Raw genomic sequence first — 13,101 nt, 5'->3', positions numbered from 1 at the left:
CGCCGGTCACGATACCGGACCACGGGCGACACGCCAGGCCGGCGACGGCGTACGGCGCCCGACGTCGACGCAGCGTGCCGTGCCCGTCGCGCAGCGCCGCTCAACCGCCCAGCAGGGCGGCGCTCACCTCGTCCCAGATCTCCGGGCTGGCCGCGACGAGCAGTCCCCGGCCCTCGTCGGCCGGGTGGTAGTCGGCGCCGTCGAACCGGCGGGCCACGCCGCCGGCCTCGCGCACCAGCAACGTGCCGGGCGTGTGGTCCCACGGCAGGGTGCGCCAGAACAGCACGAACTGCTGCGCGCCGGTGAGCATGTCCAGGTACTCCCGGCCGGCGCAGTGCTGGCCGGGCAGCAGCTCACCGATGCGGCGCCCGCCCTCCTCCACCCGGCGGCGGAAGTCCGGCGGCAGGAACTTCGTCGCCGCCGTGCCGCGCAGCGCGCCCACCCGCGGCTCGGCCTGCGGCGCACTCAGCGACGCCCCGTCCAGCCGGGCGCCCGCGCCGAGCCGGCCCGCCGCCATCGTGCCGTCGAGCGGGTCGTACACCCAGGAGGCCACCGGTACGCCGTCGGTGAGCAGCGCCGCCATCAGCGCGAACGGCCGGCGGCCGGCGGCGAAGTTGGAGGTGCCGTCGACCGGGTCGACGAGCCAGACGTCGCCGCTGCCGCGCAGGTGCCGCAGCAGGCCGGGATCCTCGGCGACCGCCTCCTCGCCGACCACCACCGAGCCGGGACGCAGCCGCCGCAGGCCCTCGGAGATCAGCGCCTCGGCCTCGCGGTCGGCGACGGTGACCACCTCGCCCGGCGCCTTCTCGGAGATGTCGGACGCGTCGAGCCGGCGGAACAACGGCACGACGACCTTGGCCGCCGCCTCCCGCAGCAGCGTGCCGACGTCGTCCAGCAGCGGGTCAGCCACGCGGCGGCAGCTTGACCACGCTGACGAAGAACTCGTCGATCTGGCGGACCACCGAGATGAAGCGCTCGAAGTCCACCGGCTTGGTCACGTAGGCGTTGGCGTGCAGCTGGTAGCTGCGCAGGATGTCCTCGTCGGCCTGCGAGGTGGTGAGCACCACGACCGGGATCCGGCGCAGTTCCTCGTCCTTCTTGATCTCCTCCAGCACCTCCCGGCCGTCCCGGCGGGGCAGGTTCAGGTCGAGCAGGATCAGGTCGGGCGTCACCGCGTCCGTGTACCGGCCCTCACGGCGCAGGTAGGCGAGCGCCTCGGCGCCGTCGGAGACGACGGTGAGGCGGTTGCGGAGCTTGTGCTCCTCGAACGCCTCCTGGGTCATCAGCACGTCACCGGGGTCGTCCTCGACGAGCAGGACCTCGATCGGGCTCTTGCCGTCCGCGGGCGCGGTCATCCCACCGTCTCCTTCATGCCACCGTTTGTACCGTGTCGGTCCGCCTCCGCGGGCGGATCCTCGCGTGCCTCGCCGTCCGGCTGCCGCCCGGCGCCCGCCGGGTCACCGTCGGCGCCCTCGGCGGCCGGCGTCTCGGCAGGCTCCGCGCCGTCGTGGGCGTCCTCGTCCGCCGCGGCCTCCGCCGCCCGGGCGGCCTCGATGTCGGCCTCCAGCGCGGGCAGCGTGAACCGGATGGTGGTGCCCTCGTCGGCGTCGGTGTCCACCCAGACCCGGCCGCCGTGATACTCCACGATCTTCTTGACGATGGCCAGCCCGATGCCGGTGCCCGGGTACGCGTCCTTCGAGTGCAGCCGCTGGAAGATCACGAAGATCTTGTCGGCGAACTCGGGTTCGATCCCGATGCCGTTGTCCCGGCAGCTGATCTCCCACTCGCCGTCCACCAGCCGCGCCGAGACGTGCACCTTCGGCGGCACGTCGGGCCGGCGGAACTTCACCGAGTTGCTGACCAGGTTGACCAGCAGGTTGGTCAGCAGCGGCTCCTCGCCGCGGATGGTCGGCATCTCGCCCCAGGTCAGCTCCGCGTCGGCGTACTGCAACGCCGCCTCGGTCTGCCCGGCCACGTCGCCCATCACCTTGTTCAGGTCGACCTCGGTGAAGCCGGTGGTCAACCGGCCGATCCGGGAGAACGCCAGCAGGTCGTTGATCAGCCGCTGCATGCGCTGCGCGCCGTCCACCGCGAACGCGATGTACTGGTCGGCCCGCTCGTCGAGCTGCCCGGCGTAGCGCCGCTGCAGGAGCTGGCAGAAGCTCGCCACCTTGCGCAGCGGCTCCTGCAGGTCGTGCGAGGCGACGTACGCGAACTGCTCCAGGTCACGGTTGGAGCGGGTCAGCTCCTCGGCCTGCTTCTGCAACTGGCTGTTGACCCACTCGATGCGCTCCCGCGCCTCGCGTACCTCGTCCAACTCCCGGGCGATCTTCATCCGCATCTGGTCGATGTCCTCGGCGAGCCGGCGGAACTCCGGCGGGCCGGACCCCTCGATGCGGTGCCGGTAGTCGCCGTCGGCCACCTCACGCACCTGGCCGACCAGGTCGGCCAGCGGGCGGATCAGGATCCGGTCCAGCGAGAGCAGCATGACCACGCCGGCCGTCGTCACCACCAGCGCGGCGATGATCAGCAGCACGACCAGCGTGTTGCTCGTCGAGTTGACGCGGTCGGCGGTCTCCTGCCGGACGGTGAGGATCTCGTCCTGGAGCGTGTTCACCGACGAGCGGATGCCGTCGAACTGCTGCCGGGTCGCGTCGGTGATGAGCGCCTGGCCGGCCTCCGCGCCGTCGCGTTCGACAGTGGTGATCACCGGCTCGGCCACCTGGGTACGCCACTGCGCGCTCTGCTGCTCCACCACCGTCAGCGCGCGGCGCACGTCCGGGTAGTCGGCGGATAGGTCGCGGATCGAGGCGGCCAGGGTCTGCTCCCGCTTCACGCCCTCCTGGTAGGGCTCCAGGTCGCCGCGGTCGCCGTTCACCGCGTACCCGCGCACCGCGGTCTCCTGGTCGAGCAGCGCGCCCATCAGCTCCTGCGCCTGAACGCGCAGCGGACCGGTCTTGAGCAGCACCGCGTCGATGTTCTGCCGGTTCTTCGCGGCGACCGCGGCCTCCGCGGCGGCCAGCCCGAGCAGCAGCACCACCACCACGCCGAGCAGCGCGCCCACCCGCCGACGCAGGGTCCACCCCTGCTGGTACGCCTTCACCGGTTCCTCCCCGTTGCCCTTCACCGCATCATCGTCGTTCGCGACTGCGGGGCCCTCAGCGCTCACCGGCCGCTGCCCCGCGTGACCAGCAGCATCGCCACGTCGTCGGCCAGCGGGCCGCCGTTGATCTGCTCGGCGCGCCCGACCAGCCAGGCGGGCAGCTCGGCCAGCGGCACCGCCCGGTTCGCCGGGTCGGCGAGCAGCCCGGTCAGGCCCGGCACGTCGAGGCGTTCGTCCCCGCCGTCCACCCGGCCCTCGATCAGGCCGTCGGTGTACATCAGCAGGGACCAGTCGTCGGTGTCGAACTCCAGGTCGAAGGCGACCGGACGGCGCGGGCGTACGCCCAGCAGCAGCCCGCCCTTCGCCGGCACCGGCGCGACCTTCCCGCCGCTGAGCAGCAGCGGCGGCGGGTGACCGGCGAGGCGTACGGTGGCCCGCGCCGCCGCCAGGTCGAGCCGGGTGGTGGCCACCGTCGCGAAGATCTCCTGGAGGCGGCGCTCGCTCATCAGCACCTGCTCCAGCGCGGGCAGCACCTCGTCGTCCGGCACCCCGGCCAGCACCAGGGCCCGCCAGGCGACGCGCAGTTCGACGCCGAGCGCGGCCTCGTCCACGCCGTGCCCGCAGACGTCGCCGACGATCAGGTCGATCCGGTCCGGCCGGGTCTGCACCACGTCGTAGAAGTCGCCGCCGATCAGCGCGGCGTGCCGGCCGGGCCGGTAGAACGTGTGCACCGACACCTCGTCGGTGGTCATCAGCGGCTGCGGCAGCAGGCCGCGCTCCAGGCGGGCGGACTCGGCCTGGCGCAGCTCCACCTCACGCAACCGGCGGGCGTTCTCGTCGGCCCGCTTGCGCTCCACCGCGTACCGCAGCGCCCGGGTCAGCAGGACACCGTCGACCTGGCCCTTGACCAGGTAGTCCTGCGCGCCCTCGGCGACCGCGACGATGCCCAGGTGCTCGTCGGAACGACCGGTCAGCACGCAGACCGCCGCGCCGCTGGCCATCTCCAGCACCCGGCGCAGCCCGTCCAGCCCCTGCGCGTCGGGCAGGCCCAGGTCGAGCAGGACGCAGTCCACGCCCATCACCCGCTGCCGGGCCTCGCTGAGGCTCGTGGCCACCAGCAGGTCGATCATCGAGTTGGTCTCGGCGAGCAGCTCGCCGACCAGGAAGGCGTCGCCCTCGTCGTCCTCGACCAGCAGCACCCGCAGCCGCTCGCCCGGCGGTACGCCGCCGAGCAGCCCTGCCCCGCCGGACGGCACGTAGACGGCACCCGACGCGCCGGAACCCCGCTGCGGCCGGGTAACCGCCGCGAGTCGCGGGAGTTCGCTGGTGATGTCGGGCTCCTTCCGAATGCCCTGCTGATCCTGGCCCAGACAACAGTCGCACACAACGCGACCGTCACCGGTGCGGCGGAGCGTGTGACCGGTCCACTTCCACAGCGGCACGGTCGACCCACGATGTTACGCCGGGAGCGCTGTCACGCCCGCAGCGCACCGTCCGAGGACTGCCGCCGCAGCCCTCGGGGGTGCAGGATGATCCCCACCCCGTAGATCCACCCGAGGAGTCCCAGTGGGCGCACCCCCCACCCGCCCCGCCGACCGCGCGTTCACCAGGCCCCGCCGGCGGCTGACCGCCGCCGTCGCCGCGCTCGTCGCGCTGCTCGCCGTCGGGGCGGGCGTCCTGGTCGGCCTCTCCACCCCGGCGCCGCGTCCGGCGGACGCGCCCGAGGGCGAGTTCAGCGCCGGCCGGGCGTTCCGGAACGTCGAGGTGATCGCCGCCGAGCCGCACGTGGCCGGCAGCGCCGCCAACGACCGCGTACGCGAGCACCTGGTGGGCACGCTGCGCGGGCTGGGCCTTCAGACCGAGGTGCAGGACGCGGTGGCGCCCGAGGCCGGGCAGCTGTCCGGCGCGGCGGGCGGGGCGACGCTGGCCCGGGTCCGCAACGTGGTGGCCCGGCTCCCCGGCACCGACCCGACCGGGAAGGTGTTCCTGGTCTCGCACTACGACTCGGTGCAGACCGGGCCGGGCGGCAACGACGACGCCGCCGGCACCGCCGCGATCCTGGAGGTGGCCCGGGCACTCAGCACCGGCCCGCGCCCCCGCAACGACATCGTCTTCGTGCTCACCGACGCGGAGGAGGCGTGCCTGTGCGGGGCCGCCGGGTTCGCCGCCGACCACCCGCTCGCCCGCGACGGCGGGGTGGTGCTCAACCTGGAGGCGCGCGGCTCCACCGGCCCGGTGATCATGTTCGAGACGTCCCGGAACAACGCGAAGCTCGTGGAGATCTTCGGCAAGGCCGCGCCGCACCCGGTGGGCACGTCGTTCGCGGTGGAGATCTACCGCGCGCTGCCGAACGACACCGACTTCACCGCGTTCCTCGACCATCGCTTCGTGGGTCTGAACTCGGCCTACATCGACGGCGGGGCGATCTACCACACCCCGCTGGACGTGCCGGCCCGGATGGACCGGGGCAGCCTCCAGATGCACGGCGACAACACGCTCGGCCTGGCCCGCGAGTTCGGCCGTACCGACCTGGGCGACCTGCGCGCCGGCCACGACGACACCTACTTCCCGGTGCTCGGCGGGCTGGTCCGCTACCCCGGCTGGCTGACGCTGCCGCTCGCAGTGGCCGCGCTGCTCGCCGTCGGCGTCCTCGGCTGGCTCCTGCGCCGTCGCGGCCGGGCCACCGCCGGCACGCTCGCCGCCGGCTTCGGCCTGACCCTGGTACCCGTCGTCGTGGCGCCGCTCGGCGCGTGGCTGCTCTGGGCCGCGATCACCACGATCCGGCCCGGGTACGCCGAACTGCTCGACCCGTACCGCCCGGTGGCGTATCGGCTCGCCGTGGTGGCGCTCGCCGCCGCGGTGCTGTTCTGCTGGTACGCGCTGCTGCGCCGCCGGGTCGGCCCGGCCGCGCTGGCGTTCGGCGGGCTGGCCTGGCTGGCGGTCTTCGGTGTGCTGCTCGCCGTGGCGGTGCCCGGCGGGGCGTACCTGACGACAGTGCCGGCGCTGGCCGGCGCGCTCGCCGGGTTCGCGGCGCTCGCCACCCGGCGCGACGGCCCGTGGCCGGTGGTCGCGGTGACGCTCGCCGCCGCGGTGGCAGTGGTGGTCCTGCTGCCTCCGGTGGTGCTGCTGTTCCCGGCGCTCGGCATGGGCATGGGCGCGGTAGCCGCGCTCGTCGCGGTGCTGCTCGGCCTCGCCGTACTCCCGGTGGTGGACCTGCTGCACCCCCGGGCCGGCGGCCAGCGCGGCCTGCTCGCGCTGCGCGCACGCCGGCTCGGCGCGCTGCCCGCCGCGGCCGCCGCGCTGGCCGCGGTGGTGCTCGCCGGGGTCGGCCTCGCCGTGGACCGCTTCGACGCCGCGCATCCCGTGCCGACCCACCTGATGTACGCGCTGGACGCGGGCACCGGGAAGGCGGCCTGGCTCAGTCGCGAGGAGAAGCCGCAGCCCTGGACCGACGGCTACGTCGACGGCACGGTCTCGGTCGCCGACGACTTCCCCGGGCTGGGCGCCACCGAGCTGCGCGGCGGGCCGGCCACCGCGGCACCCCTGCCCGCCCCGAAGCTGGATCTGCTCTCCGACAGCCGTTCCGGTGACCAGCGCGTGCTGCGGGTACGGGTGGTGCCGCAGCGGCCGGTACGCCTGCTCACGCTGCACGTCGACACCAGCACCGCCACCGTGCGGTCCGCCTCGGTGGCCGGGCGGGACGTGCCGGTCGAGCCGGGCGACGGCAGGTGGGGGTTCGGGGTCGTGTTCCACGCCCCGCCGCCGGAGGGTGTCGAGGTCACGCTGACGCTCGCCTCTGCGGCCGGGCAGGTGAACCTGCGCGCGATGGACGCCAGTGACGGGCTGTCCTCCGTGCCCGGGTTCCGGCCCCGGCCGACGGGCGTGGGAGTGGTCGGGTCGCACAGTTCGGAGATGCTGGCGGTGGCGCGCACGTACCCGCTCTGACCGCTGCTTGATCGACACCACCTCGCCGAAGTGGCGGTGTCCGCTCGCCGGGATACCGCCACTTCGGCGTACTGGAGTGGATCAAGCTAGAGCGAGGCGGGCTAGGCTGACGGTGTGCCGACCGATGTGGAGCACGTCCGGCAGGCGTTGGCGATGTGGGAGGCTTTTCCCGTTCGCCGCGAGCCGCGTCCGATCGTGCTGACAGCGATGGGCGTCACAGCGCTCGACCGGCTGATGACGGACACCCAGTGGCGGGCGTCGTTCGACGCTCCCGGCGTTCCAGAGTCCGATCTGCCGCCGGAGCTCATGCCGCACGCCGTCAAGTACTGCCGTGACGTGCAGACCGGGGCGCAGAGACCGTTGGCGAACATCATCCGCGGGGACGGGCCGTTCGCCACCGATCGAGGTGTCCGCGAACTCCCGGCGTGGATGATGTACCCCGAGGACCGGCGATGGCCGTTCATCGCCATGGACCCGGACTTCGAACGTCGGATGACATGGCGGCCCCCCGGTGTGGGCGCCATTCATCACGAGGAGGCCGTGCTCGCGAACGATGGGCGTACCCTGACGTTCCGGTTCATCGGAACGCCCGCGCAATATGCCGACTACCCCGACGCCGTGGTGTACGAGACGGACACGGCGGTGCTCGTCGAGCCGGTGGAGGTCGCCCGCGACGGGAACGGCTTTCGACTGGCCTACGCCGAGGAGCGCGAGGTGGTGGTGCGCCTGGCCGCTCCGCTCGGCAACCGGGTCCTGGTCGGCATCGGGCACGGTCCCGGATCGACTACCTTCGGCTTGCCCATCACGGTGCTCACCGCGGCCTGACCGGGGGGCAGACGCGGGCGGCGCTACTTCCAGCGGAACTGGACGAACCGAGGAAGAACACGCCGTTGACCTGCGACGCTACGCCGACCCGAGATGGTGGGAACAGATCGGGCACAACCCGGCCGTCACCGGGCGATCGCCGGCCGAGCACCAGATAGGGCCGCGTCGACCAGGTTCCGCGTCCGGTCGATCGCTTCTGGCCACTCCCCCGCGTACGTGTTGAGGGTGATGATCGGCGTGGCGTGGGGCCAGCCCCGCTACACCGAATTTGGCCGCTCCCAGTCCTAGTACTCCAACGTCACTTGGCTTTGTCGTTGGGCGTGGCGTGGGCGTGAAGACGGCCACCGCGTTGATCATCGATGGTTTGTGAGGACAATCGAAGATCGTGCGGTGGCCGCGTGCCACAGCGTAGACCCCGCCGGGTGGCGGGTCATCCTGGACGAGGCGATGACGCGTGTCGCGGGCCGGTTCGTGCGGGCCGAGCCGCGGGCGACGGCCGGGCAGTTCGTAGAGGGGCTGCTGTCGGAGGCCGAACGAAAGACCTGCTGGTCGCTTGCGGAGCGGGCGGGTCACGGGGATCCACAGGCGATGCAGCGGCTGCTGCGCACGGCGGTGTGGGATGCCGACGCCGTCCGCGATGACGTACGTTCCTGGCTGATCGAGCAGCTCGGCCATCCCGACGCGGTGCTGGTGACCGACGAGACCGGGTTCTTGAAGAAGGGCGTGTGCTCGGTCGGGGTGCAGCGGCAGTACACCGGCACCGCCGGCCGGATCGAGAACAGTCAGGTCGCAGTGTTCCTGGCCTACGTGACACCTGCCGGGCGGGCGATGATCGACCGCAGGCTCTACCTACCCGAGACGACCTGGTGCGACCAGCCCGACCGCCTCGCCGCCGCCGGGGTCCCGGACGACGTCGAGTTCGCCACGAAGCCCGCTCTGGCCCGGCAGATGATCGCCGCCGCCCTGGAGGCCGGAATCCCGTTCGCATGGGTGACCGGGGACGAGGTCTACGGCGCCGACCCCGCCCTACGCGACAACCTGGAACACCGCGGGATCGGCTACGTCCTCGCGGTCGGCTGCGACCGACGCGTGGCGGTCAACGACGGCCGCACCCTGATCCGCGTTGACGACCTCGCCGAGCGGATCCCCACCGCCGAGTGGCAACTGCACAGCTGCGGACCCGGAGCGAAAGGTCCCCGCGACTACCTGTGGGCCTGGATCACCACCGCCACTGAGCCAGGTGAGCACCGGTGGCTGCTGATCCGCCGCAACCGCACCACCGGCGAGCTGGCCTTCTACCTGTGCTGGTCACCCCGCCCAGTGCCGCTGCACACCCTCGTGACCGTCGCCGGATCCCGCTGGAGCATCGAGGAGCTGTTCCAGACCGGCAAAGGCCAAGTCGGCCTCGACCACTACCAAGTCCGCGGCTGGACCGGCTGGCACCGGTTCATCACCCTGGCCATGCTCGCCCTGGCCGTCCTGACAACCCTCGCCGCTCAGCAACCCGACACCGACCCGGAAATCATCGCGCTGACCATCGCCGAGATCCGCCGACTCCTCAACGCCTTCGTCCTCACCGCATCACTCCCGCCAGAACACACCCTGCACTGGTCAATCTGGCGACGAACATCCCAAGCCCGAGCCCGCCGATCCCACTACCAGCACAGACAGGCCAAGTGACGTTGGAGTACTAGCCGGCCGCCGGCGTCTTCGCCGACCGGGGATGTGCGACGCAACCCTGCCAAGTGAGGTGCGACAGGTCTAGCAATCTAGGTGCGACGGGACGGTTACCGTCATTCCAGGCCGAAGTCGGCGGGCCTTTCGGCAGCTCTGGCTCTGAACGCCCTCGTCAGAGCCTCGTCTTGAGGGCCGAGGAGGGCCTCAAAATCATCGTGCCTGGACCCGGCGTGGCCGATGTCCAAGTCGTGCTCGATGAGGTCTGCCACCAGCTCGGCGAGGTCCGCCAACCCGAAGTAGCGCATCGCGTCCATGGCTCGCTTCAGACGGAAGGGCTCATTCACCTCGACAGCGAAGCCCAAGCCACCACCCATTGCTGAGTTGTAGACACGCAGCAGGTACGAAAGCTGCACGATGCCTCGCGGAGTACCCTCGGGAGCCTCGCCATCAGCGCCGTAGTCAGCTGCGTGGCTCCAGATGAGGTGTAGTTCGTCCAGGCCGGCGCGCCTCCACACATCCTCCACCTCATTCATGGCCGATCCGAGCCCCATGCGAGCGGCTTGCCTCATGAGTTGGACGTTGGATCACCGTCGCAGGGTATCGGGCGGGCAACCCTGTCGGTCGAGGCACGTCAACCAAGTTGAACCGCATGATCTGGCGCGATCAGCGCGCCGGTGTCGCAGCTCAGCTGGCGGACGCGCGTCGCGCCTGCCGACGGAGGACAGGCCGGCCGCCGGCGATGGCCGCCGGCGATGTTGTCGGCCGCCGGCCGGCGTGGGAGGACTTTCTGTACGTCTATCAAGGCGGCCCTGAACGGGCCGCACGCGCCGCCGCCTGGGCGCGCGTCCGTCGCTCCGCTGACGCTCCGACTCCGGCCACGCAACACGCCCGGCGGCTGGCGCGGACAGCGGAAAGCCCGAGGGGCCGCCGCAGACGCGATAGCGAGAAAGAGCAGTGAGATCGGTCGCCGGCAGCCGGCCGCGCCGCGCTTGAGCAGCGCGGCGCAGGTGACGCGTCGCCGGGTCCGCGCGGCAAGCCCCAAGCATGGGGGCGGTGTCCGCCGAGGGCATGCCGGTCGTCCGGGAGCCGGCTCCGCAGCCGCTCACGGTCAGGGCAACTGCTCACCTGGGAGGGGGAGGGGTGCCCGCCGGCGGCCAGCTCCGACCCCAGGAGCCGGCTCCGTACCGGTCGAGGTTAGGTCAACTGCGCCACTGTGGCGGTGTCCGTCGCGGGCGCGGCCCGTGACACGAGAGCCGACTCAGTCTGTTCCGGCGACGTCCGCGCGTACGTCAAGGTCCGCTTGACGTGGTGGGCCGAGCGGTGGCCCGCTCCGCTCAGGCGGATCGACGACAGGCAGAATGGTCCGACTCCGTGGCGATTTGCGCATTTCAGGTCGTGTATATGAAGCCCGGCTCGGCGCAACAGCGACGGTCTATGGTGGCACTCAACGCACTATCCTCGTTCGCGTGACCGACGCCGCTCCCGTGGATCCCCCTTCACTCGCCAAGCCAGCCCCCAGCAGGAGCCGGCTTGCTCTGATATTCAGCTGGCGGGCACTCCCTCCTCTGGTTGTCTTGGTATGCGCCGGCTTCGCGATCTGGCTCTGCGCCTTCTTCGTGCAACGTGCAGGTGACGCGGCCCATCCGCTCACTCAGCTTGAGCAGGCGCTCTTTGGACTCTTCACTCTCTTGGCCGGCGCTGGCCTGTCTTGGTTGACATCGGCCTACTACTCGGCCCAGCAGGCGCGCAGCCAATTTCAGCAGCTCGCTCGTCCTGCTCTGCGCCGGGTTACCACAGCGAGGGACTCGGCGGACGCCCTGCTAGTCGCCATCGACCGCCGCCGTACCGGCGGTCCCCAATCACAGCATGACCCACAGGAGCACCTCGCCAGCCTTTACGAGCTGGTGGAGCAGCATGCGCGGGTTTTGGATGATGCTATTGAGGACTGGCACGAGGTTCTGCCGGAAGACGTCCAGGCGGTCCATGCACAAGAAGCTCGGCGTTCCTACCTACTGCTGAACACCCGACTCGACGATGTGAACGCCAAATTGACATTAATGGCCGCCGCCATCGACGGCAAGACCAATACAGCGAGCATTGCAGAAGAGATCGCTGATCTGCGGGCGGAGGTAGCCAACCTTCGAAAGACTGCGCGCGTCAACAATGGCGGCCATATCGCACCCGATGGATCATTCATAACGCCGAGGGACCCCGGCAAACGGCGTGTAAGCGATACAAGAACGCTTAGGGTGAAAACTGGAAGTGAGGAAATGGTCAGGAGGCTACTAGATGACGTGGGGCAAACGAGGATCGGGGAAGTTCGGAAGGAGATGAAGAGCGAGGATGGTCCTGATGCTGCCGCCGGATGACAGCCCCTTCGAGGAAGGGGCCTGATTCGACTTGGAAGGGAGGCTAATTGCTTCCTAAAACAGGGCCATGGAGCCAGTACGCAACACTCGGGAGCTTCCGATAAGACGCTTTCCGGCGGGTTCGGCGGCGACGCTTCCTTCGTCTATCAGTAGCCGCACGGCGCTCAGTGTCTGACCGGGGCGGAAGATAGTCCCATGAAGGGTGAAACGGCGTAGCTCGTCTAGCGTGGTGACCTGTCCCGGGAGGGTGGTCAAGTGCTCCAAGATGAGCCGACGTAGCGGCCCAAGTTGCGGCTCGGGCCGGATGGGCAGGGTCTCCTGGTTCGGATCTCGGGGGTCTCGATAGCCGATGCCCTGGTAGGGGTCGACGCGCCAGATCGCATCCTTCATCTTCTCGAAACCCCTGTCAGAGTTCGTACCGAAGACGAGATAGAGAAGATTGTTGCGTTCGTCGGCCAATTCGAAGTCTAGTACGTACTGGAAACCGGCCTCATTCAGGACTCGGCGGTACTGCGCCTTGATGTATTCAGCTTTCTTTTCTTTGGGCTGTGCTTGAACATCACGCCATACCACTGGCCCGAACACTCTATCCCCGTAGTGTCTCGGGTTACTTGCGAACCGCCAAAACTGACTCGGCTGTATGGTTACGATTACCTCTCCTGCCTTACTTGCGGCAGTCCGCTCTAGGATCTCGAAATCAACCGCAGAGCCCCAGGTGTCGAGAATCAGTAGCAGTGGTTTATTCCAGACCCGGTGCTTATCAAGCAGGGGAAGGAGATCCTTTCGACAGTTGCCCTTTTGTGGATCGACCACTAGGCCACGAGCTGCAAGCTTTGCTCTGTCAAGCGTCCCGAGCTCTTTCAGGAGGAGGTCATTTAGATGGTCAACACGTAGCTGACTCTCGTCTAGGAGTAGAAAGCGACCCTCCCTGCCGGGCGCTGGTGGGGTTTTGCAGCCGAGGGCAGATCTGAGGGCGATGATTGGCGAACCGGGCGACCCATCCTTGTACTCACCTGGGCCCGAGAACCCTTCCGCGTAGGTAACCCCTTTAAAGCCGTAGGCCGACTGAAGCAGGATGGGGAACCAGGCATCGAAGTAACTGCGATATACGAGGTGCTTCGCGGCTGTGTGCGGGTCTTTGTCCCATAACACGTCGTCAGGCGTCGGCAAGGCTCCCCCTGT

The 13,101-nt window shown here is 70.0% G+C and carries 10 protein-coding genes; 4 read left to right on the top strand and 6 right to left on the bottom strand.

The genetic code is table 11. From position 1 onward, the window contains the following. Nucleotides 1-100: 100 nt before the first annotated feature. From ABIH81_RS11230 to ABIH81_RS11215, 4 genes are all read right to left on the bottom strand, one after another. Nucleotides 101-910 (bottom strand): inositol monophosphatase family protein, encoded by an 810-nt coding sequence (locus tag ABIH81_RS11230; RefSeq protein WP_349880221.1) that lies wholly within the window; start codon nt 908-910, stop codon nt 101-103. Further along, a complete protein-coding gene (locus tag ABIH81_RS11225; protein ID WP_349880220.1) occupies nt 903-1,355 on the bottom strand; it encodes a response regulator in 453 nt (150 codons plus the stop codon). Before ABIH81_RS11225 ends, ABIH81_RS11230 begins: the two co-directional genes overlap by 8 nt. Further along, nucleotides 1,352-3,103 (bottom strand): ATP-binding protein, encoded by a 1,752-nt coding sequence (locus ABIH81_RS11220; RefSeq protein ID WP_349881069.1) that lies wholly within the window; start codon nt 3,101-3,103, stop codon nt 1,352-1,354. Before ABIH81_RS11220 ends, ABIH81_RS11225 begins: the two co-directional genes overlap by 4 nt. Nucleotides 3,104-3,165: 62 nt before the next feature. Then, nucleotides 3,166-4,359, bottom strand: a complete 1,194-nt coding sequence (locus tag ABIH81_RS11215) for a fused response regulator/phosphatase (protein ID WP_349880219.1) — start codon at nt 4,357-4,359, stop codon at nt 3,166-3,168. A 310-nt stretch (nt 4,360-4,669) separates the two neighbouring features. On the opposite strand from ABIH81_RS11215, the gene ABIH81_RS11210 reads away from it, so the two are divergent. From ABIH81_RS11210 to ABIH81_RS11200, 3 genes are all read left to right on the top strand, one after another. Beyond that, nucleotides 4,670-7,048: a M28 family peptidase gene (locus tag ABIH81_RS11210; protein ID WP_349880218.1), complete on the top strand. Its 2,379-nt coding sequence runs from the start codon at nt 4,670-4,672 to the stop codon at nt 7,046-7,048. Between the two features lie 114 nt (nt 7,049-7,162). Then, complete coding sequence (locus tag ABIH81_RS11205; RefSeq protein ID WP_349880217.1) at nt 7,163-7,873, top strand: hypothetical protein; 711 nt, start codon at nt 7,163-7,165, stop codon at nt 7,871-7,873. A 447-nt stretch (nt 7,874-8,320) separates the two neighbouring features. Beyond that, nucleotides 8,321-9,553, top strand: a complete 1,233-nt coding sequence (locus ABIH81_RS11200) for an IS701 family transposase (protein WP_349880216.1) — start codon at nt 8,321-8,323, stop codon at nt 9,551-9,553. A gap of 113 nt (nt 9,554-9,666) precedes the next feature. Here ABIH81_RS11200 and ABIH81_RS11195 read toward each other — a convergent pair whose 3' ends face one another. After that, on the bottom strand, nt 9,667-10,083 hold the full coding sequence (locus tag ABIH81_RS11195; protein ID WP_349880215.1) for a hypothetical protein: 417 nt from the start codon (nt 10,081-10,083) through the stop codon (nt 9,667-9,669). Nucleotides 10,084-11,016: 933 nt separating this feature from the next. Between ABIH81_RS11195 and ABIH81_RS11190 the strand changes: the two genes are divergently transcribed. Continuing rightward, nucleotides 11,017-11,919: a hypothetical protein gene (locus ABIH81_RS11190; RefSeq protein WP_349880214.1), complete on the top strand. Its 903-nt coding sequence runs from the start codon at nt 11,017-11,019 to the stop codon at nt 11,917-11,919. A 54-nt stretch (nt 11,920-11,973) separates the two neighbouring features. Here ABIH81_RS11190 and tcmP read toward each other — a convergent pair whose 3' ends face one another. Continuing rightward, a complete protein-coding gene (gene tcmP, locus ABIH81_RS11185) occupies nt 11,974-13,089 on the bottom strand; it encodes a three-Cys-motif partner protein TcmP (protein WP_349880213.1) in 1,116 nt (371 codons plus the stop codon). Nucleotides 13,090-13,101: the final 12 nt, after the last annotated feature.

Origin of the sequence: Micromonospora sp. HUAS YX12 (genome assembly GCF_040215685.1) — a bacterium.
Classification (GTDB): Bacteria; Actinomycetota; Actinomycetes; order Mycobacteriales; family Micromonosporaceae; genus Micromonospora; species Micromonospora tulbaghiae.
Note: the sequence above shows the minus strand (reverse complement) of the source record. Positions and strands in the feature narration are given on the sequence as shown.